21 protein-coding genes are annotated in these 21,433 nt (G+C 50.4%); 19 read left to right on the top strand and 2 right to left on the bottom strand.

The features are described from left to right. Positions 1-187 precede the first annotated feature (187 nt). The 16 genes from tpiA (at position 188) to FHS77_RS00530 (ending at position 15,643) form a co-directional block, all read left to right on the top strand. Positions 188-952, top strand: coding sequence for a triose-phosphate isomerase (gene tpiA / locus FHS77_RS00605; RefSeq protein ID WP_184218503.1), 765 nt, complete (start codon positions 188-190; stop codon positions 950-952). Between the two features lie 169 nt (positions 953-1,121). Further along, positions 1,122-1,529 carry a preprotein translocase subunit SecG gene (secG, locus tag FHS77_RS00600; RefSeq protein ID WP_184218500.1) on the top strand — a complete coding sequence of 136 codons (408 nt, stop codon included), beginning with the start codon at positions 1,122-1,124 and terminating at the stop codon, positions 1,527-1,529. 300 nt (positions 1,530-1,829) lie between these two features. Next, complete coding sequence (locus FHS77_RS00595; RefSeq protein WP_374786231.1) at positions 1,830-2,372, top strand: L,D-transpeptidase; 543 nt, start codon at positions 1,830-1,832, stop codon at positions 2,370-2,372. A 350-nt stretch (positions 2,373-2,722) separates the two neighbouring features. Beyond that, a complete protein-coding gene (pyrG, locus tag FHS77_RS00590) occupies positions 2,723-4,351 on the top strand; it encodes a CTP synthase (RefSeq protein ID WP_184218494.1) in 1,629 nt (542 codons plus the stop codon). A 224-nt stretch (positions 4,352-4,575) separates the two neighbouring features. After that, positions 4,576-5,409 carry a 3-deoxy-8-phosphooctulonate synthase gene (kdsA, locus tag FHS77_RS00585; protein WP_184218490.1) on the top strand — a complete coding sequence of 278 codons (834 nt, stop codon included), beginning with the start codon at positions 4,576-4,578 and terminating at the stop codon, positions 5,407-5,409. Between the two features lie 197 nt (positions 5,410-5,606). Then, positions 5,607-6,884, top strand: a complete 1,278-nt coding sequence (eno, locus tag FHS77_RS00580) for a phosphopyruvate hydratase (RefSeq protein ID WP_184219605.1) — start codon at positions 5,607-5,609, stop codon at positions 6,882-6,884. Between the two features lie 353 nt (positions 6,885-7,237). Next, positions 7,238-7,567: an FtsB family cell division protein gene (locus FHS77_RS00575; RefSeq protein ID WP_184218487.1), complete on the top strand. Its 330-nt coding sequence runs from the start codon at positions 7,238-7,240 to the stop codon at positions 7,565-7,567. A gap of 135 nt (positions 7,568-7,702) precedes the next feature. Next, a complete protein-coding gene (gene pdhA / locus FHS77_RS00570) occupies positions 7,703-8,743 on the top strand; it encodes a pyruvate dehydrogenase (acetyl-transferring) E1 component subunit alpha (protein WP_184218485.1) in 1,041 nt (346 codons plus the stop codon). Positions 8,744-8,761: 18 nt separating this feature from the next. Then, positions 8,762-10,141, top strand: a complete 1,380-nt coding sequence (locus FHS77_RS00565; RefSeq protein ID WP_184218482.1) for a pyruvate dehydrogenase complex E1 component subunit beta — start codon at positions 8,762-8,764, stop codon at positions 10,139-10,141. Positions 10,142-10,156: 15 nt separating this feature from the next. Then, positions 10,157-11,494: a pyruvate dehydrogenase complex dihydrolipoamide acetyltransferase gene (locus FHS77_RS00560; protein ID WP_184218479.1), complete on the top strand. Its 1,338-nt coding sequence runs from the start codon at positions 10,157-10,159 to the stop codon at positions 11,492-11,494. 61 nt (positions 11,495-11,555) lie between these two features. Beyond that, on the top strand, positions 11,556-12,143 hold the full coding sequence (locus FHS77_RS00555) for a GNAT family N-acetyltransferase (protein WP_184218476.1): 588 nt from the start codon (positions 11,556-11,558) through the stop codon (positions 12,141-12,143). A 17-nt stretch (positions 12,144-12,160) separates the two neighbouring features. Then, positions 12,161-13,624, top strand: a complete 1,464-nt coding sequence (lpdA, locus tag FHS77_RS00550; protein ID WP_184218473.1) for a dihydrolipoyl dehydrogenase — start codon at positions 12,161-12,163, stop codon at positions 13,622-13,624. 54 nt (positions 13,625-13,678) lie between these two features. Continuing rightward, a complete protein-coding gene (locus FHS77_RS00545) occupies positions 13,679-13,906 on the top strand; it encodes a hypothetical protein (RefSeq protein WP_184219682.1) in 228 nt (75 codons plus the stop codon). Positions 13,907-13,916: 10 nt separating this feature from the next. Next, on the top strand, positions 13,917-14,195 hold the full coding sequence (locus FHS77_RS00540; RefSeq protein WP_184218470.1) for a GlsB/YeaQ/YmgE family stress response membrane protein: 279 nt from the start codon (positions 13,917-13,919) through the stop codon (positions 14,193-14,195). A 22-nt stretch (positions 14,196-14,217) separates the two neighbouring features. Beyond that, positions 14,218-15,183, top strand: a complete 966-nt coding sequence (gene lipA, locus FHS77_RS00535; RefSeq protein WP_184218467.1) for a lipoyl synthase — start codon at positions 14,218-14,220, stop codon at positions 15,181-15,183. A 7-nt stretch (positions 15,184-15,190) separates the two neighbouring features. Then, positions 15,191-15,643 carry a type II toxin-antitoxin system RatA family toxin gene (locus tag FHS77_RS00530; RefSeq protein ID WP_184218464.1) on the top strand — a complete coding sequence of 151 codons (453 nt, stop codon included), beginning with the start codon at positions 15,191-15,193 and terminating at the stop codon, positions 15,641-15,643. 6 nt (positions 15,644-15,649) lie between these two features. Here the strand turns inward: FHS77_RS00530 and FHS77_RS00525 are convergent, their stop codons facing one another. Together FHS77_RS00525 and FHS77_RS00520 are read right to left on the bottom strand one after the other, a co-directional pair. After that, entirely contained in the window at positions 15,650-16,153 is a 504-nt protein-coding gene (locus FHS77_RS00525; protein ID WP_184218461.1) for a CinA family protein, read from the bottom strand. Continuing rightward, entirely contained in the window at positions 16,150-17,376 is a 1,227-nt protein-coding gene (locus tag FHS77_RS00520; RefSeq protein ID WP_184219602.1) for a bifunctional 2-C-methyl-D-erythritol 4-phosphate cytidylyltransferase/2-C-methyl-D-erythritol 2,4-cyclodiphosphate synthase, read from the bottom strand. The genes FHS77_RS00525 and FHS77_RS00520 overlap by 4 nt, the downstream gene beginning before the upstream one ends. Before the next feature lie 180 nt (positions 17,377-17,556). Between FHS77_RS00520 and dusB the strand changes: the two genes are divergently transcribed. Genes dusB through ntrC form a run of 3 tightly spaced genes read left to right on the top strand, consistent with a single transcriptional unit; the run spans position 17,557 to position 21,117 of the window. After that, positions 17,557-18,549: a tRNA dihydrouridine synthase DusB gene (dusB, locus tag FHS77_RS00515; protein ID WP_184218457.1), complete on the top strand. Its 993-nt coding sequence runs from the start codon at positions 17,557-17,559 to the stop codon at positions 18,547-18,549. A gap of 1 nt (position 18,550) precedes the next feature. Further along, the gene (locus FHS77_RS00510) at positions 18,551-19,663 is read left to right on the top strand and encodes a two-component system sensor histidine kinase NtrB (protein WP_184218454.1); all 1,113 of its coding nucleotides are present in this window, start codon (positions 18,551-18,553) and stop codon (positions 19,661-19,663) included. Further along, the gene (ntrC, locus tag FHS77_RS00505; RefSeq protein ID WP_184218451.1) at positions 19,660-21,117 is read left to right on the top strand and encodes a nitrogen regulation protein NR(I); all 1,458 of its coding nucleotides are present in this window, start codon (positions 19,660-19,662) and stop codon (positions 21,115-21,117) included. The genes FHS77_RS00510 and ntrC overlap by 4 nt, the downstream gene beginning before the upstream one ends. The last annotated feature ends 316 nt before the right edge of the window (positions 21,118-21,433 follow it).

Below are 21,433 nucleotides of genomic sequence, written 5' to 3'. Positions count from 1 at the left end.
AGCAGTAGCGCGATGCAAGGACTCATTGAAAGGAAAGCTGCTTTCTTGACCGGTTAATGTGCACTCTTTAACGGTTGCATTCGCGTGTGAATTTGTTAGTCAGGTGCAAATTCATAAAAACCGTCCGCCTGCGTTCATGAAAATAAAGCGCGACGACACGGTGGTAGAGCATGGCGAGGAGAAGCGCATGACACCGGGAATTCGCCCTTTAGTTGCGGGCAATTGGAAAATGAACGGCACAGGGGAATCCCTGACCGAATTGCGTGCAATTGCTGCGGGCTTAAGCTCTGACTATGGCCGCAAGCTGGATGCAGTGATTTGTGTTCCGGCGACTTTGCTTTCACGCGCTGCTGAAACACTTGAAGGCGAGAGCGTGGGACTTGGTGGTGAAGATTGCCATATGGCGCAATCAGGTGCCCATACAGGCGATGTTTCTGCAATAATGCTCAAAGATGCCGGTGCAAGCCATGTGATTGTCGGTCATTCCGAGCGCCGCACGGATCACCGTGAAACCAATGAAATGGTGAAGGCAAAGACATTGGCTGCATGGCAGGCCGGTTTGGTTGCCATTGTTTGTGTTGGTGAAACCGCTGATCAGCGCCACGCAGAAACCACATTGGATGTAGTGGGCGAGCAGCTTGCTAATTCATTGCCGGATGGCGTGACCGCCGAAAATACCATCATTGCTTATGAACCTGTCTGGGCAATCGGCACCGGCCTGACACCAACTGTACAGGATGTGCGCATAGTGCACGCATTTATGCGCGAAACATTGATTGAGCGTTTTGGTGCACAGGGCGCGCATATGCGCTTGCTCTATGGTGGTTCGGTTAAGCCTGCCAATTCGGTTGAATTGCTGGGTGTTGCTGATGTTGACGGCGCATTGGTTGGCGGTGCCAGCCTGAAAGCTGCTGATTTTCTGGCTATTTGTGAAGCCTATCGCAGCCTGTAAAATAAGCGGTTGATTGATCCGCCCCCTTTAAAAGCATCAGCATCTGCTATAAATTAATAGCCTGGCGTTGATAAGGCTTTTTAAATGGGGGTTGGATTATTCTCCAATACCGTGTAGAGAGCGGCAACGTATTAAGACCGCGATCTATAAAGAAAGCAGATCAGATTCTATGCAGCATGTACTCATTGTCATTCATCTACTGATTGTTATTGCGCTTGTCGGCGTTGTGCTTATCCAGCGTTCTGAGGGCGGCGGGCTTGGTATTGGCGGCGGTTCCGGCTTTATGACCGCGCGTGGTGCAGGGAATGCGCTCACACGGATGACAACGATTCTTGCGGCTGCTTTTTTCGCAACATCGCTTGTTCTCGGCGTGATGGCGAATTACGGCGAACGCCCGACAGACATTTTAAACCGTATTCCGGCAGCAGGCGGTCAGGCACCGGCAGCTGGTGAAGGTTCAACCGGCGGCGGTATCCTCAACCAGTTGGGCGGAGCATCATCGCGTGGCGAAACACCAGCTCCGGCAACAGAAGATGTGCCGGCAGCACCTGCTAATCCGGTTCCAAGCTCACAGTAAGTTTTTACTTTAAAGTTTTAAAATTTTTAAATCCCGATCTCTTTGAGGTCGGGATTTTTGTTTGTGAGTGTTTTTACAATTTATTGGCAGCACAGTGTTGCAACCATGCAATAGCGGGCATGAAAACATGCTGTGGATAAAATCCACCTGTTGAGTATGACAGGTTGATGTCGTAATCACGGTTGAAAGACGAGCACGGATTGATGTGCTGTCGCCCTTACGTTTTGGGTTTATTTTCGGGAAATTCAAATGTTTTTACGCCATATCATTCTCGCTGGTATTGCAGGACTTTGCATGGCAATGCCCGTGCAGGCTGCGCCGAACGATGCAGCTCCGACTAAAAAGTCTTACGTGTCTCAGGCCGAGAAATATAAGATTGCACCACGTTTCCATGCGCAAACTGTTGCTTTCAGTGGCTATAAGCCGGGCACAATCGTTGTTGATCCGAAAAACTACTTCCTTTATTATGTAGAGAATTCAACCACCGCACGCCGCTATGGCATTGCGGTTGGTAAAGTTGGTCTTGAATTTAAGGGTAGCGGCACTATCAATGCCAAGCGCGAATGGCCGCGCTGGATCCCGACCAAAGAAATGGTCGAGCGTAATCCTGCTCATTATGGCCGTTTCAAAAACGGTATGGATGGTGGTCCAAGTAATCCGCTTGGTTCCCGCGCACTTTATTTGTTTCAGGGCAATAAAGACACTTATATCCGTATTCACGGCACAGTGCAGCCTTGGACAATCGGCAGTGCAGCATCAAACGGCTGCTTCCGTATGTTGAATGAAGATGTGCTCGACCTTTATGAGCGCGTTAATCTTGGCACAGAAGTTGTGGTGCTTTGATTTCGATTATAAGGCGCTGACAAGCCGGGCGCAGGCCCGGCTTTTTTGTGTTTTATTATGGCCATTTGAAATGGCAGGCAAACCGCTTTTCAGCCAACTGATAACGGGCTCCGTTATCAGCTGGCAGGATAGGGCGGGGAGCAAAAACTTGGGCATGAAAAGTCGTCGGTTATTAAAACCGGATTTCAGAAGGTTAATATATTCCGTCCGCTAATGCGCATTAATGCGGGGACAGCAAAAAAATGAACTTGTGGCTTTGCCCCTTTATAACGGGGAAAAACCAACTATTTTAGATAGGGCTTCATTTTTTAGTGGCGGAATCAGTCAGGAGAGTCTAACGACATAAGCCCATGGCGCGATATGTTTTCATCACAGGCGGCGTGGTTTCTTCCCTTGGAAAAGGCATTGCCGCAGCAGCATTGGCTGCACTCCTTCAGGCACGCGGATACCGCGTGCGGATTCGTAAACTCGACCCTTATCTGAACGTCGATCCGGGCACGATGTCCCCTTACCAGCATGGTGAGGTGTTTGTGACCGATGATGGTGCAGAGACAGATCTTGATCTGGGGCATTACGAGCGGTTCACCGGTCAGCCTGCTACCAAGCAGGACAATATTACGACTGGTCGTATCTACCGCAATATCATTGAAAAAGAACGCCGCGGCGATTATCTCGGTGCGACGGTTCAGGTTATTCCTCATGTCACGGATGAAATTAAAAACTTCATCACCTCCGGCAATGACGAATATGATTTTGTTCTTTGTGAAATCGGCGGAACGGTCGGCGATATTGAAGCCATGCCGTTTCTGGAAGCAATCCGTCAGCTGGGCAATGAATTGCCTCGCGGGATGGCGGTTTATATTCACCTGACCCTGATGCCGTATATCCCGACGGCCGGTGAGTTGAAGACCAAACCGACACAGCACTCTGTCAAAGAGCTGCGCTCTATCGGTATTGCTCCTGATGTTCTGCTTATCCGTGCAGATCGTCCGATTCCGGAAAATGAACGCCGCAAGCTGTCCTTGTTCTGTAATGTGCGCGAAAGTGCCGTTATTCAGGCGCTGGACGTTAAGTCGATCTATGATGTGCCGATTGCTTATCATCATGAAGGCTTTGACGCGGAAGTGTTGCGTGCATTCGGCATTGATCCGGCTCCCAAGCCGCAGATCGAGCGCTGGGAAGAGGTTTCCCGTCTTATCCATAATCCGGAAGGCGAGGTTACGATTGCAGTTGTTGGTAAATATACCGAGCTGAAAGATGCTTATAAATCTCTGATTGAAGCATTGCAGCATGGCGGTATGGCCAACAAAGTGCGCGTTAATCTTGAGTGGATTGAAGCGGAAGTCTTTGAAGGCGAAGATCCTGCTCCGCATTTGGAAAAAGTACATGGCATTTTAGTGCCGGGTGGCTTTGGCGAACGTGGTGCGGAAGGCAAAATTAAAGCCGCTAAATTTGCCCGCGAACGCAAAGTGCCTTATTTTGGTATTTGCTTTGGTATGCAGATGGCTTGCATTGAAGCTGCCCGCAATCTGGCTGGTATTGAAGATGCATCTTCAACAGAATTTGGCCCGACCAAAGAACCTGTTGTTGGCTTGATGACCGAATGGCTGAAGGGCGATCTGCTCGAAAAACGCAGCCAGTCCGGTGATCTGGGCGGTACTATGCGTCTTGGTGCCTATGAGTCGGTACTGAAAGCCGGAACCCGTATTGCTGATATCTATGGCGATACCACCATTTCCGAGCGTCACCGTCACCGTTACGAAGTTAACGTCGATTATAAAGATCGTCTTGAACAGTGCGGTTTGGTGTTCTCAGGCCTTTCACCGGATGGCGTTCTGCCTGAAACCGTTGAATATGCCGATCATCCGTGGTTCATCGGTGTGCAATATCACCCTGAATTGAAATCACGTCCGTTCGAACCGCATCCATTGTTTGCGTCTTTCATTGCCGCAGCATTGGAACAAAGCCGAATGGTTTGATCGCAAATGTGTGATTGCCTGATGTAAAAGTTAAAAGAAGCGCCATATGTGATAAACAATGGCGCTTTTTTATATGGTAAGCGTATGTCAAAAACTGTGAAGCGGTTTTTGGATAAGATATGCGGTCATATAAAGATAAAGTGCCATAAGTATTGTTCTGGATTCTATCCGGCAAAGGGCAAGTTTCGAGCGCCCGACTCTATGATAATGAAGGTTGACCAACCATGACGACAGCAAATTCGATTATTCGCGCAGGCAATGTGACTTTTGGCAATGATCAGCCATTGGCGCTGATTGCGGGGCCTTGCCAGATGGAAAGCCGACAGCATGCGTTTGACATGGCAGGACGTTTGAAAGAACAGACCGACAAGCTTGGCATTGGTCTGGTTTATAAATCCAGCTTCGACAAAGCCAACCGTACATCATTGAACGGCAAGCGCGGCATCGGCCTTGAAACAGCGATGGAAGTTTTCGCTGATCTGAAAAAAGAATATAATTTTCCGGTGCTGACCGATGTTCACACCGAGGAACAATGTGCGCTGGTGGCTGATGTCATCGACGTTTTACAAATTCCTGCTTTCCTATGCCGACAGACAGATTTGCTGATCGCAGCCGCTAAAACCGGCCGTGTCATTAATGTTAAAAAAGGCCAGTTTCTGGCGCCGTGGGACATGAAAAATGTGCTGGCGAAAGTGACCGAAAGCGGCAATCCGAATGTGATGTCCTGTGAACGCGGCGCGTCATTTGGTTATAATACGCTGGTGTCCGACATGCGCTCGCTGCCGATTATGGCAGGTTTTGGTTCGCCGGTTATTTTTGATGCAACCCATTCCGTGCAGCAGCCGGGCGGGCAGGGTGGATCAACCGGTGGTCAGCGCGAATTTGTTGAAACATTGGCGCGTGCCGCTGTTGCCGTTGGCGTTGCAGGTCTTTTCATCGAGACCCATGAAGACCCGGATAATGCGCCGTCAGATGGCCCGAATATGGTGCAGATCGACAATATGCCGGCCTTACTGGAGGTTTTGATGGCCTTTGACCGTCTGGCCAAAGGTTTGTGACCTCAGGCTATCTAAATTAAGAGTTTTGCCCTGTGGAAGGGTGCGGTAATGTTTTACACGCACCCGCAGTTGGCATAAGTAGAATGGGTAAATCGGATGGGCTGCAGGCGCATTCGAGGTGAGTTTCTTGAGAAAGCATGACTGATCGGGACATCAGCCATGCCGGTGGTTTGAAAAAGTGGAAGGACGAAGTCTGTATGACTGCGATTATTGATATTGTCGGCCGCGAGATTCTGGATAGCCGTGGCAATCCGACTGTTGAAGTTGATGTGTTGCTGGAAGATGGCGCGTTTGGCCGTGCAGCAGTTCCTTCCGGTGCTTCCACCGGTGCGCATGAAGCGGTTGAGCTGCGTGATGGCGGTAGCCGCTACTTAGGCAAAGGCGTTGAAAAGGCCGTTGCTGCGGTTAATGGTCAGATTTTCGATGTTCTGGCTGGCATGGATGCCGAAAACCAGATCCATATTGATCAGACTTTGATTGACCTCGACGGCACTGCCAATAAGAGCAATCTGGGTGCCAATGCGATCCTCGGTGTTTCCTTGGCTGTTGCCAAGGCTGCTGCGCAGTCTTGCGATCTGCCTCTTTACCGCTATGTCGGTGGTGCTAATGCCCACATTCTGCCAGTGCCGATGATGAACATCATCAATGGTGGCGCGCATGCGGATAATCCGATTGATTTTCAGGAATTCATGATTCTGCCTGTCGGCGCCAATTCGATGCGCGAAGCTGTGCGTTATGGCGCAGAAGTCTTCCACACATTGAAATCCCGCCTGAAAAAAGCTGGCCACAACACCAATGTGGGCGATGAAGGCGGTTTTGCGCCTAATCTGCTTTCTGCTGAAGCCGCACTTGATTTCGTTATGGAATCCATCACTCAGGCTGGCTTCAAGCCGGGCGAAGAAATCGCTATCGGTCTTGATTGCGCTGCAACCGAATTCTTCAAGGGCGGTAATTACGTCTATGAAGGCGAAGGCGTCAGCCGTGACCCGCGCGCGCAGGCTGAATATCTGGCCAAGCTGGTTGGCGATTACCCGATTGTCACCATTGAAGATGGTATGAGCGAAGACGACTGGGAAGGTTGGAAATACCTGACCGAACTCGTCGGCACCAAAACCCAGCTCGTTGGCGATGATCTCTTCGTGACCAACTCCGCACGTCTGCGTGACGGTATCAAGATGGGTGTTGCCAATTCGATTCTCGTCAAAGTAAACCAGATCGGTACTTTGAGCGAAACTTTGGATGCCGTTGAAACCGCTCATAAGGCTGGTTACACCGCTGTGATGTCACACCGCTCCGGTGAAACAGAAGATTCCACCATTGCGGATCTGGCTGTTGCAACCAATTGCGGTCAGATCAAAACCGGTTCGCTGGCGCGTTCAGACCGTACTGCAAAATACAACCAGCTCATCCGCATCGAGGAAGAACTGGGCTTGCAGGCACGTTATGCCGGTCGTTCAGCACTGAAATTCCTTTAATGGATTTGAAGCACAGTGAGGTTTTCGCCTTGCTGCATTGAAATATGAAAGCGGGGCAGCAATGCTCCGCTTTTTTGTTTTGGCGGTATTTGTGTCAGGTGTCAGGCAAATTGTGTTTAATAAAGTTTTGCTCGTGCTGTCTTTGAGTAAGGCTCTGTTAAGCAAAATAATGTTTATTAGTACGATCAGAATACGGGTCTGTTGCGTGGGTGCTTGTGTTGGCCATCACGCGGCCGGCTCTGATCTGCTGCCATTGTATCGGCGGCACTGCTTAAGTTGCGCGTAAAATGAGTAATCGGGCTTTTTGTGACGTTTCGACGGAAACTTAAAAAGGCTCAAAGGATGTGTTGAGTATGTGGACCAAGCAAAAGCGTAAGTCTATTCGCGGACGATTTGTGTTGCCGTTACTGGCCACTGCTTTCTTGTCTTATTTTGGCTTCCACGCCTATCACGGCGAATATGGCATCGATTCAAGCGGCCGCTTGCAGCAGCAGGTAAACCTTCTCACCGCTGAGCTCGATGAACTGACAACAGAGCGCCAGGCAATGGAAAAACGCGTTTCGCTTTTGCGTGATGGCTCCATTGAAAAGGATATGCTTGACGAACAGGCGCGACGAGCGCTTAATCTCTCCAATGCAAATGAGCTGACAATAATTATTTCTCGCGAAGATGCATTGGATTAACTGAAAACCGGTTAATAGTCTTTTTATTGAGTGAAATTAAAGACTTAATAACATAGCTGCTATGCCCCTGTTGCATATTGTATCTTGTTTGACACCCGTTTAAGGTTATTTCAGTAAGACAATAGGGAGCAAATTATGGCATCGAGGGCTAACAAGGCGTCTGTGAGCAAATCACAGTCGGCTTCAAACACTGCACCTAAGACCCCCAAGCCTGCTGATTTCACTAAAGAACAGGAAATGAGCAGCTACCGCGAAATGTTGTTGATTCGACGTTTTGAAGAAAAAGCTGGTCAGCTTTACGGTATGGGTCTGATCGGTGGTTTCTGCCATCTCTATATCGGACAGGAAGCTGTCGTTGTTGGTATGCAGATGGCACAGAAGGATGGTGATCAGGTTATCACCGCCTATCGTGATCATGGGCATATGCTGGCAACAGGCATGAGCGCCCGCGGCGTGATGGCTGAACTGACCGGACGTCGTGGCGGTTTGTCGAAAGGCAAGGGCGGCTCGATGCATATGTTCTCGAAAGAGAAGCATTTCTATGGCGGCCACGGTATCGTTGGTGCGCAGGTTCCGTTGGGCGCAGGTCTGGCCTTTGCCAACCGTTATCGCGGCAATGACAATGTATCGCTGACTTATTTCGGCGACGGCGCTTCCAATCAGGGGCAGGTCTACGAAACATTCAACATGGCAAAGCTTTGGAATTTGCCGGTTGTCTTCATCATTGAAAATAACCGCTATGCAATGGGTACATCGGTGACCCGTTCTTCTGCGGAAACAGATTTCTCCAAGCGCGGTTCGTCTTTCAACATCCCTGGCATTCAGGTTGATGGTATGGATGTGCGTGCGGTAAATGCGGCAGCTGAAATGGCGCTCGAATGGGCACGTTCCGGCAAAGGTCCGATCATTCTTGATATGCAGACCTATCGCTATCGCGGTCACTCCATGTCCGATCCGGCAAAATATCGCTCAAAAGAAGAAGTTCAGAAGGTGCGTGCCGAGCATGACCCGATTGAGCAGGTCAGACAGCGTTTGCTCGATAAGGGCTGGGCAACCGAAGAAGAGCTGAAAAATATCGATAAGGAAGTGCGTGAGATCGTTGCCGATTCGGCTGATTTTGCGACGCACGATCCGGAGCCGGATGTATCCGAGCTCTACACAGATATTTTGCTTTGATTCGAGGAAGGTGTAGAAATGCCTGTAGAAATTCTCATGCCCGCCCTTTCTCCGACAATGGAAGAAGGCAAGCTCTCCAAATGGTTGGTTAAAGAAGGCGATAAAGTTACCTCCGGTGACATTCTGGCCGAAATCGAAACCGACAAGGCAACAATGGAAGTTGAAGCCGTTGATGAAGGCACCATTGGCAAGCTCGTGGTTGCTGAAGGCACCGAAGGCGTCAAGGTTAACTCCGTGATTGCTGTTCTGCTTGGTGACGGTGAAAGTGCTGCTGATGCAAGCGCATCTGCTGCTCCTGTTGAGGCCTCCGCTCCGGCTGAAGCAGTGGCTGCGACTGTGCCTGCAACTGCTGCTGCACCACAGGCGCCTGTTCTGGATGTTGCCAATGATCCGGACATTCCGGCTGGCACCAAAATGGTTTCGACCACTGTGCGCGAAGCATTGCGCGATGCAATGGCTGAAGAAATGCGCCGTGACCCTAACGTTTTCGTTATGGGTGAAGAAGTCGCTGAATATCAGGGCGCTTATAAAGTAACTCAGGGTCTTCTCGACGAATTCGGTGACAAACGCGTTGTTGATACACCAATTACCGAACACGGCTTTGCCGGTATCGGTGTCGGTGCAGCATTTGCCGGTCTTCGTCCGATTGTTGAATTCATGACCTTCAACTTTGCCATGCAGGCAATTGACCAGATCGTGAACTCTGCTGCCAAGACACTTTATATGTCCGGTGGTCAGATGGGTGCGCCTATGGTTTTCCGTGGCCCATCCGGTGCTGCTGCCCGCGTGGCTGCTCAGCACTCCCAGTGCTATGCAGCATGGTACAGCCATATTCCGGGTCTTAAAGTTGTGATGCCTTATTCGGCAGCAGACGCAAAAGGCTTGCTGAAAGCGGCTATCCGCGATCCAAATCCTGTTGTGTTTCTGGAAAACGAAATTCTCTATGGTCAACATTTTGATGTGCCGGAGATGGAAGATTTCGTATTGCCAATCGGTAAAGCCCGCATCCACAAAGTTGGAAGTGATGCAACGATCGTATCCTTTGGTATTGGTATGACCTACGCAATTAAAGCGGCTGAACAGCTTGCTGCGGAAGGTATTGATGTCGAGATCATTGATCTGCGCACCATTCGCCCGATGGATCTGCCGACCGTGATTGAATCGGTTAAGAAGACCGGTCGTCTGGTAACTGTTGAAGAAGGCTTCCCGCAGTCATCTGTTGGTACAGAAATTGCCACCCGCGTGATGCAGCAGGCATTTGATTATCTCGATGCGCCAATCATGACCATCGCAGGTAAAGACGTGCCGATGCCATATGCGGCGAATTTGGAAAAACTGGCTCTGCCAAACGTGGCGGAAGTTGTCGAGGCGGTGAAAGCCGTCACATACACCGCCTGAGGAGGCTCTTAGGACATGCCGATTAAAATCACCATGCCTGCGCTTTCCCCAACCATGGAAGAGGGCAATCTCTCCAAATGGCTGGTTAAGGAAGGCGACAAGGTATCGTCCGGCGATGTGATCGCCGAGATCGAAACCGACAAAGCAACGATGGAAGTCGAAGCTGTTGATGAAGGTGTTGTGGCCAAACTGATGGTTCCGGCCGGCACTGAAGGTGTGAAGGTCAATGCGGTTATCGCAATCCTTGCCGAAGAAGGCGAAGATGTAGCCGAAGCTGCAAAGGGCGGCGATACTGCGCCAGCCCCGGCACCGGCCCAAGCACAGGCAGCAACTCCGGCTCCGGTTGCAGCACCAAAAGCTGAAGCTGCTCCTGTGGCTGCTGCGCCTGTTGCATCAGCACCTGCATCGACTGGCAACCGCGTGTTTGCTTCACCGCTTGCACGTCGCATTGCTAAAGATGCCGGACTTGATATTGCTGGCGTAACCGGTACAGGTCCGCGTGGCCGTATCATTCAGAAGGACGTGGAAAAAGCGCTGAGCTCCGGTGCAACCAAGGCTCCAACTGCTGCTCAGGCACCTGTTGCAGCGGCTGCTCCGCAGGGCATGTCAGATGAAACTGTTCTCAAATTGTTTGAGGAAGGTTCATATGATGTGGTTCCGCATGACGGTATGCGTAAAGTTATTGCGCGTCGTCTGATGGAATCGAAGCTGACAGTTCCGCATTTCTACCTGACCATTGATTGTAATCTGGATGCTCTGCTTGCATTGCGCAGTGAAATCAACGCGTCGGCACCTCTCGTGAAAACCGAGAAGGGCGAAGTGCCTGCTTACAAGCTTTCCGTCAATGACATGATCATCAAGGCAACTGCACTTTCCTTACGCGATGTGCCGGATGCCAACGTATCATGGACTGACAGCGGCATGATCGTGCACAAGCAGTCTGATGTCGGTGTTGCGGTTTCCATTCCAGGCGGTCTGATCACTCCGATCGTTCGTAATGCTGAAATCAAAACCCTGTCGGTCATTTCCAACGAAATGAAAGACCTGGCCAAGCGCGCCCGTGATCGCAAGCTGAAGCCTGAAGAATATCAGGGCGGCACCACTTCAGTGTCCAACCTTGGTATGTTCGGCGTGAAAGACTTTGCGGCCATCATCAATCCTCCGCATGCCACCATTTTTGCGGTGGGTGCCGGTGAAGAGCGTGCCATTGTGAAAAACGGCAAGGTGAAAGTGGCAACTGTCATGTCCGTGACATTGTCGACCGATCACCGCGCAGTTGATGGTGCATTGGCAGCTGAATTGGCTCAAGCCTTCAAGCGTCACATCGAAAATCCGATGGGCATGCTGGTGTAAGCATTAAAATCAGTGTTGCGCTTTGGGATAGCTCTCAAAGCGCAACACCGGAGACGCTTTGATGACACAACATATTTCCATTCGTCCGGCGCATAAACGTGATGCGGCAGAGATCGCCATTCTGGTTGATCTGTCGTCGCATGGCTTTGCCAGCTGGATCTGGAACAGGGCTGTGTTGCAAGGCGAAGCGGATACGCCATTGGAATATGGTGCATGGGCGCTGGCGCAAGCAGGATCAGAAGGCTGGGTAAACACCGCTATTGCGGAAGTTGACCGTGAAACAGCCGGTCTTTCAGTGGGCTATACGATTGAGGCCGGTATTTTAGATCAGGAAGCTGATCATCCGGTTTTTGCGCCTTTGCTGCAATTGCAACAGCAAATGATCGGCCATCGTTTTATTGACAGTGTGGGTGTATATAAACGCTTCCGTGGCAAGGGACTTGGCCGTTTGCTGGTGGCATACGAGATTGAACAGGCTGAAAAACAGGGCAATCATGCCGTCAGCCTGATTACGGAAAGCCACAATGATGCGGCACTTTCCCTCTACAATTCGATGAATTTCAAGGAAGTCAGCAGGCTCGCTCATGTGCCGCACTTCGAAGATTGTAACAAACACGACTGGGTGTTTTTAACCCGCAGCGTGATGTGAACAAAGGCAGGAACGATATGGCCGACATTTATGATGTGATTGTTATCGGATCTGGCCCCGGCGGCTATGTAACTGCGATCCGCGCAGCTCAGTTGGGGTTGAAAACCGCAATCGTTGAGCGCGAACATTTGGGCGGTATCTGCCTCAATTGGGGTTGTATCCCGACCAAAGCTTTGCTTCGTTCTGCCGAAGTGTTGCACTTAGGTGAAAATGCCAAAGACTACGGCCTTGTGCTCGATGGCAAGATTTCAGCCGATGTAACGGCAGTTGTTGCCCGTTCGCGCGGTGTTTCTGCGCGTTTGAACGGCGGCATTTCTTATTTGATGAAGAAAAACAAAATCGATGTGATCTGGGGTGAGGCGAAGCTTGAAAAAGCAGCCTCCGGCAGCAACCCTGTTGAAATTTCGGTTGGCAAGAGCACCAAGGCACCAATGCAGCCACAGCATACGGCACCAAAAGGTGTGCTTGGCGAAGGCAAATATCAGGCCAAACATGTGATCGTTGCCACCGGTGCCCGTCCGCGTGCGCTTCCGGGCATTGAGCCGGACGGCAAACTGATCTGGACCTATTTTGAAGCTATGGTGCCGCAGGAACTGCCTAAAACCATGCTGGTGATGGGGTCGGGTGCGATTGGTATCGAATTTGCTTCCTTCTATCATGATATGGGCGTTGATGTGACAGTGGTGGAGCTGATGTCACAGATCATGCCGGTGGAAGATGTGGAAATCTCTACATTTGCCCGCAAGCGTTTGGAAAAGCGCGGTCTTAAAATCATCACTGATGCCAAGGTTTCGAAAGTTGAGAAGGGTGCTAATAATGTGACCGCTCACATCGAAACCAAAGACGGAAAAGTGCAGACTTTAACCGTTGACCGGATGATTTCGGCGGTTGGTGTGCAGGGTAATATCGAAAATCTCGGCCTTGAGAAACTTGGCGTTAAAACCGATCGCGGTTGCGTGGTGATTGACGGTTTTGGTAAAACCAATGTGGCCGGTATTTATGCTATCGGTGACGTGGCGGGCCCGCCAATGCTGGCGCATAAGGCTGAGCATGAAGGTGTGATCTGCGTTGAGAAAATTGCTGGTGTGCCAAATGTTCATCCGCTGGATAAGGGCATGATTCCGGGCTGCACCTATTGCAACCCGCAGGTCGCTTCTGTCGGTCTGACGGAAGCCAGAGCCAAAGAACAGGGCTATGACATCCGCGTTGGCCGTTATCAGTTTGCTGCAAATGGTAAGGCGATTGCTTTGGGCGAAGATCAGGGCATGGTTAAAACCATCTTTGACAAGAAAACTGGCCAGTTGCTCGGTGCTCATATGGTTGGTGCTGAAGTCACCGAACTTATTCAGGGCTTTGTGATTGCCATGAATTTGGAAACCACCGAAGAAGAGCTGATGCATTCGGTATTCCCGCATCCGACCTTGTCAGAAATGATGAAGGAAAGCGTGCTGGATGCTTATGGCAAAGTGCTGAACGCTTAAAGCCTGAGGAGAAACGCTATTCCGCTGATCAAAAACGGCCATCCGTGGCGTGCTATGGCATGGCCGGTATTGAAATGGGCAACAGTTATCGGGCTGGCACTGGGCTTTGGTGCCGGCACCTTGAGTATGTTGTCCGGCAATATTATATCGATTAACGGAACAGCGATTTCCGGCTGGTACGGCGTTTGGTCGCTGACCCTGGCGCTCGGAATTGCCGGATTTCTGTTTGGTCTGATCGGCGCATTACTGGTGCGTGCGGTTGGTATTGCCGCCGAAAAGTGAGGTAAAGCATATGGAAAATCAATTAGTTGTCTTTGATGGCTATGGTTTTTTCGGTACAATGCTGATCGGCTTTCTGGCAGGTTATATCGCCAATAAAGCGATGAAGCGAAACTATGGATTCCTGATCAGTATTCTGTTAGGGATCGCCGGAGCATTTGTCGGCACGGCATTGGCGCAGGCCTTGTCGTTTCAGGTTTGGGGCTTTGCCAGTAATCTGATTGCCGCAACCGCAGGTGCAATTATTATTCTTTGGGTGTTTGATCTGTTGAACGGAAAACGGTCAAAATAAAAGGACAGGCAGGGTTTTAGTTATGGTTACAGTTGTTGATACAGTTGCCAGAGACATGCGTGTGCGCCACCCTGAGAAGGCGCATCGGCCGGATAATGCCATTCTTAAGAAGCCGGATTGGATCCGCGTTAAAGCGCCCGTCACCAAAGGCTATAATGAAACACGTGAGATTGTCCGCTCGCACAAGCTGGTAACGGTTTGTGAAGAAGCAGGTTGCCCGAATATCGGCGAATGCTGGGATAAAAAACACGCAACCTTCATGATTATGGGTGAAATCTGCACCCGTGCCTGTGCTTTCTGTAACGTTGCGACCGGTATTCCAACTGCGCTCGACAAAAACGAGCCTGCAAGCGTTGCCAAGGCCGTGAAAGAAATGGGCTTGAAGCATGTGGTGATCACGTCTGTTGACCGTGATGATCTGGCAGATGGCGGTGCACAGCATTTTGCCGAAGTGATCCATGCCATCCGTGAAGCAGCGCCCGGCACAACAATTGAAATTCTGACACCGGATTTCCTGCGCAAAGAAGGCGCATTGGAAGTGGTCGTTAAAGCACGTCCTGATGTGTTCAATCATAATTTGGAAACGGTGCCGTCGAAATATCTGAAAGTGCGTCCGGGTGCGCGTTATTTCCATTCCATCCGCTTACTTCAGCGCGTGAAGGAACTGGATCCGACCATTTTCACCAAATCCGGAATTATGGTTGGTTTGGGCGAAGAACGTAATGAAATCCTGCAATTGATGGATGATTTGCGTTCAGCGGATGTGGACTTTATGACCATTGGTCAATATTTGCAGCCAACCCGCAAACACCATCCGGTCATTCGTTTTGTGAAGCCTGATGAGTTCAAGTCGTTTGAAACCATCGGCCGCACCAAAGGCTTCCTGCTGGTGGCATCCAGCCCGCTGACCCGTTCGTCGCACCATGCGGGCGACGATTTTGCGAAACTGAAAGCCGCGCGTGAAGCGCAGGTGATGGCACGGGCATAAGAACCGCATGCCGAGTTTTACCAATACACGGCGCGTTGCGCATCGCGCCGAAAATATGTTCAAGCTGGTTGCGGATGTGGAAAGCTATCCGCAATTTCTGCCGATGTGCGAAGCGCTGACCATCCGCTCGCGCAAAGAGCGTGACAGCAAAACATTGCTGATCGCTGATATGACAGTCGGCTATAAACTCATCCGCGAAACATTCACCAGTCAGGTTTTATTGAAGCCGGACGACAATGTGATTGAGGTGAAATATATCGACGGGCCATTCCGCTATCTAGACAACCGCTGGACGTTTATTCCGGCTGAGGATGGCGAAGCGTGCGATGTCGAGTTTTTCATTGATTATGAGTTTAAGAGCCGCACATTGGGGCTTTTAATGGGCTCGATGTTTGATCTGGCATTCCGTAAATTTTCGGAAGCGTTTGAAAAACGTGCGGATCAGATTTTTAAAGCCTGATCCGCTTTAAGTTTGACTGATATTTTCCAAAATCAAATCAAGTGCAGCAAGCACAGTTAAGTGCCGGATTTCTGTGCGTGTTTTGTCTGTTCCAAAACGGCATTCACGATGGAGGATTGTACTTTTCCCGCGCAGGGCGCTGGCAATATGCACAAGGCCGACAGGCTTTGCTTCCGAGCCGCCGCCCGGGCCTGCAACACCAGTTACCGCCACGCTGACAGAGGCCTTAGATTGTTCCAGCGCGCCTTGTGCCATGGCAAGGGCTACTTCTTTGGAAACAGCACCTTTATCATCAATGAGTGTGGCCGGAACGCCAATCATCGCGGTTTTAGCTGCATTGGAATAGGTGATAAAACCGCGATCAACCACATCGGATGATCCGGCAATATCTGTGAGGCTCGCTATAATCATGCCGCCTGTGCAGGATTCGGCGGTTGCCAGCATGAAACCTGCCTTGCGGCAGGCTTCCAGCACTTCATTTGCTTTTACCTCGGCGATGAGTTCGCTCATACAATTTCCTCGCTGGCTGGCACTTCACCCGGATAGACAACAGTAGCAGTAACAATCGCGGCAATACCTTCACCACGGCCTAAAAAGCCGAGCTTCTCATTGGTGGTGGCTTTGACCGAAATACGATCAGCGCTGATATTGAGAATTTTGGCAAGGCTCGCTGTCATCGCAGGGCGGTGCGGGCCAATTTTCGGTTCTTCGCAGATCAGCGTCACATCGGTATTGGTGATGCGGCCACCCGCTTCACGCACCAGTTTGACAGCAAATTCGAGAAAAATATGCGAAGCAGCACCTTTCCACTGCGGGTCGGATGGCGGAAAATGTGTGCCAATATCACCAGCGCCGCGCGTGGCAAGCAGCGCATCGGTGAGCGCATGAAAACCAACATCAGCATCGGAGTGACCGGAGAGCTTTTTATCAAAGGGAATTTCAACGCCGCATAAAGTGACAAAGTCACCTTCTTCAAAGGCATGTACATCATAGCCATTGCCGGTGCGCACATCCGGGAAGAAGCTTTGCGCATTGTTTAAGCGCTGATTGGCCATTTCAATATCCTTTGCCCATGTCAGTTTGGTGTTATCGGCAGAGCCTTCAATGATGGTTACGGCCAGACCATGCCATTCGGCAATGGCGGCATCATCGGTAAAATCAGTTAAACCCGCTTTGAGCGCTTTGCTATGGGCTTCAAAAATCGGCGCATAAGGAAAGGCTTGCGGGGTTTGTGCGGCATAGAGGCCGGCGCGGGGCACGGTTTTTTGTACCATACCACCGGTGTCTGCCTGCTTGAGTGTGTCTGAAACAGCAAGGGCTGGTAACACGCCGCTTGTTGGCTGCAAATGACTGATGATGCGGCCAAGCAAATCTAAAGTCACAAACGGGCGCACCCCATCATGGATCATCACATAATCAGGCTTGTCTTCAGCCAGTGCCAAAAGGCCGAGCTGCGTGGATTCCTGACGGGTCGGGCCGCCGGTAACAACCAGTATGCGCGGATCTGCAATAGGGCAAGCCGCCTGATAAAGCGCTTTATCATCGGGATGGATGACAATGACAATTTTAGAGAGGGCCTCACATTGCAAAAATGTTGCAAGCGTGCGCATCAAAACTGCCTGATTACCGATGCGGCGATATTGCTTCGGGCCTTCAACGCTTTGTCCGGCGCGTTCCCCGCGTCCGGCAGCGACGATCACTGCTGCTGTTTTCAAAGTTGCATTGCCTTCAATTAAATTAAGCCTTTAGAGCGATTTAAAGCTTAGAGAGCAAAAATGCCAGCTAAGGAATGTAGTTAGGCACATAAGTGTGGGTGTTTTATTGCGTTTGAGTAGTGTATTGCTTAAATAATAGGCAGTTTTAAAGCTGCCCAAATAACAGGCACTCTTAAAAATAAGTGACAACAGGCAATAATGACACTCCTTAATCAACCCATTTCGATTGCAGGCGTTGAGCTGCCAAACCGTGTGTTTCTGGCGCCGATGTCGGGTGTATCAGATTTGCCATTTCGCCGCCGTGCTGCGGCCGCCGGTGCCGGTGTGGTGGTATCTGAGATGGTGGCAAGTGCCGAATTGTGTTCACGCAATTCCGAAAGCATGTTGCGGCTTAATGGTGAGGGGCTTGGAACGCATGTGGTGCAGCTGGCCGGACGTGAGGCCCGTTGGATGGGCGAAGCTGCGAAAATTGCTGAAGGCGAAGGCGCAGACATTATTGATATCAATATGGGGTGCCCTGCCAAGAAGGTGACTGGTGGCTATTCCGGCTCGGCGCTGATGCGTGATCTTGATCACGCGATGACGCTGGTGGAAGCAACGGTGAATGCGGTGAAAGTGCCGGTGACATTAAAAATGCGTCTTGGCTGGGATGAAAACAGCATCAATGCGCCGGAATTGGCGAGACGTGCGGAGGCTGCCGGAATTGCGATGATTACCGTGCATGGGCGCACCCGAAACCAGTTTTATGAAGGCCATGCCGATTGGGATGCTATTGCTGCGGTGCGCGCAGAAATCAAACTGCCGCTGGTTGCCAATGGTGATGTGGGCACAACAGCGGATGCGCAGGAGATTTTGCGTCGCTCTGGCGCTGATGCGGTGATGGTTGGTCGCGCAAGCTATGGTCAGCCTTGGCTGGCAGGGGCTATTGCAGCCGATGCGCCACAGAGATTTTCTGATAAAAACGAGATTTTATCATATATTATAATGCATTATGAGGATATGCTGAAGCATTATGGCGACCGAACCGGCATTCGTCACTCGCGCAAGCATCTGGGCTGGTATCTTGATCGCCATATTGGCGATCAGCTCATTCCGGCAGATCGCGCCAGCATTATGACCATGACTGATCCGCAACAAGTCATTGCGCTGCTCACCGGGATTTTCAATAAAACCGCTGATATGGCGGCTTGAAATGGACACACTACCATTAAGCCTGCTCGTGCTGGATAGTCTCAATCAGGCGATCATCGTGCTGAATGAAGATAATCATATTATCTATGCCAATCTGGAGGCTGAAGTTTTTTTCAAAACCGGTGCGGCGATGTTGCGCCGTCAGGAACTGGGACAGCTTTTGCCTGTGAGTTCGCCGCTGATTGCGATGGTGGAACAATCGCGCGCGCGTGATGTTCCGTGTCAGGAGTACCGGCTCGATCTTTCATCGCCGCGGCTGGGTGATGATAAAATCACCGATATTTATATGCGTCCTGTCTTGGAAATGCCGGGGCATATGCTGCTGGTTTTTAAAGAAAAGACTTTGGCTGAGAAAATCGAGCGGCAATTATCCTATCGGGGTGCGGCGCAATCGGTGTCGGGTCTGGCTTCTATGCTGGCACATGAAATTAAAAATCCGCTTTCAGGTATTCGCGGTGCAGCGCAATTGCTGGAAACTGTGGTGGAGCCTTCTGATCAGCCGCTGACAGTGCTGATCCGCGATGAGGCTGACCGGATTGTCAAACTGGTTGACCGGATGGAGATTTTTTCCGACGAGCGTCCGGTGGAAAAAGAACCGGTGAATATTCATAATATACTGAGCCATGTGCGCGCCTTAGCGGTGCATGGCTTTGGCAAGTCTGTCAATTTTATCGAGGATTATGATCCCTCACTGCCGCCGGTTTTAGCCAATCGTGATCAGCTTGTTCAGGTGGTTTTAAATCTGGTCAAAAATGCTGCCGAGGCGATTGGTAAACGCACGGATGGTGAGATCATTTTAAAAAGTGCTTACAAGCCCGGTTTGCATTTTGTGCGCACAGAACAACTGCAAAAAGTTTCATTACCTTTGGAAATTACTGTCAGTGATAATGGTGGTGGTGTTGCGAACGATATGCTGCCGCATTTGTTTGATCCGTTCATTACCGGCAAGGTCAATGGTTCGGGATTGGGGTTGGCGCTGGTGGCAAAAATCGTGCGCGAACATGGCGGCGTGATTGAGTGTGACAGCCAAAACGGGCGCACTATATTCCGAATGCTTATGCCGATGTGGACGGGTGATACAGGGCAAACTGACAGTTCGGGGAGTGCGAGATGACCAGCAAAGATCAGTTGAAAACGATTATTGTGGCTGATGATGATGGCGCGATCCGAACGGTTTTGAACCATGCGCTAACGCGTGCCGGTTACAGCGTTTTATTGGCGGAAAATGCGGCAGCACTCTGGCAATTCATGCTGGCCGGTGAGGGCGGCCTGGTTATCACTGATGTGGTGATGCCGGATGAAAATGTGTTTGATGTTATTCCGCGCATTAAAACCCTGCGGCCTGATTTGCCCATTGTGGTGATGAGTGCGCAAAATACCTTTATGACGGCAGTGCAGGCCAATGAGGCAGGCGCATATGAATATTTACCCAAACCATTTGATCTCAACGAATTGTTGCAGGTGGTTGAGCGCGCCCTGGCAATGAAGGCACAAAAAACAAGTGCCAATACGCATGACGATTTAGCCGAGCCCATGCCGCTGGTTGGTCGTTCGCAAGCCATGCAGGATGTTTATCGTGTTGTTGCGCGGATGATGCCATCTGATCTGACCGTGTTGATTACCGGTGAGTCGGGCACAGGGAAAGAACTGATTGCCCGTGCGCTGCACGATTTTGGACGCCGTGCCAAAGCGCCGTTTGTGGCGGTCAATATGGCGGCTATTCCGCGTGATCTGATCGAATCGGAATTGTTTGGTCATGAGAAAGGCGCGTTTACCGGCGCTTTTCAACGCGCCAGCGGTCGTTTTGAACAAGCGGAAGGCGGCACTTTATTCCTGGATGAAATCGGCGATATGCCGATGGAAGCGCAAACGCGGCTGTTGCGCGTGTTGCAGCAGGGTGAATATACGAGCGTGGGTGGTCATAAGCCGATTAAAACTAATGTGCGTATTGTGGCGGCAACCAATCAGAACCTAACACAATTGATGGTCCGTAATCTGTTTCGTGAAGATCTGTATTATCGCTTAAATGTGGTGCCGCTTAAAATTCCAAGCCTGCGTGAGCGCCGCGAAGATATTCCTGATCTTATCCGGCATTTCTTCCGGCTGGGGCGCGGGCAGGGCTTGGAAGAAAAGCAAATTTCATGCGAGGCATTGGCACTGCTGCAAAAGCATAATTGGCCGGGCAATGTGCGCGAACTGGAAAATCTGGTGCGTCGTCTGAGTGTGCTCTATCCGCAAAATGAAATCTGTGAAGATGTTATCAGGGCTGAGCTGAGTGACGGGGGTGTTGAGCAAACTCATAGTGCTTTCAGCTATGATGGGGAGGTGGATTTCACCGCAGTGCTGGAGCGCCATATGCAGGCTTTGTTTGAGCAGGGCTTGCCGGAAAGCGGTCTCTATCAGCGCATAATCGAAGAGGTGGAACGACCATTGATTGCCGCTTGTTTGGTTGCCACGCGTGGCAACCAGATTAAGGCGGCTGATGTTTTGGGGCTTAACCGGAATACATTGCGCAAGAAAATCCGTGATCTGAATATCGATATTTATCGCGAGAATGGTTCAGAATGATTTTTTAAGGTCGTTTTTTGCCAGAACCGGCTCTGTTTAATAGAATCATTCTTAAAAAAAAGCGTGGGCGGCAGCCTTGATTCGTTGGAGATTTGAACATTCAATTTTTCTAATATTGCGGCAAAGACCGGGGATGCTTTGCAATAATAATCAAAAGCACAGTTCATTTTAGAATTTTGGATAAACTGCCATTTAAGGGGTTGCGTTTTGACTATGTTAATCCTATAAAAACAGTGTCATTAAGAGGTTTTTGCATAAGTCCTTGTAAAATAAGGATATTATGCATTTACCTCATTTTGCAATGCGAATATTGCAT

Origin of the sequence: Paenochrobactrum gallinarii (assembly GCF_014205685.1) — a bacterium.
GTDB classification, from domain to species: Bacteria; Pseudomonadota; Alphaproteobacteria; order Rhizobiales; family Rhizobiaceae; genus Paenochrobactrum; species Paenochrobactrum gallinarii.
Note: the sequence above shows the minus strand (reverse complement) of the source record. Positions and strands in the feature narration are given on the sequence as shown.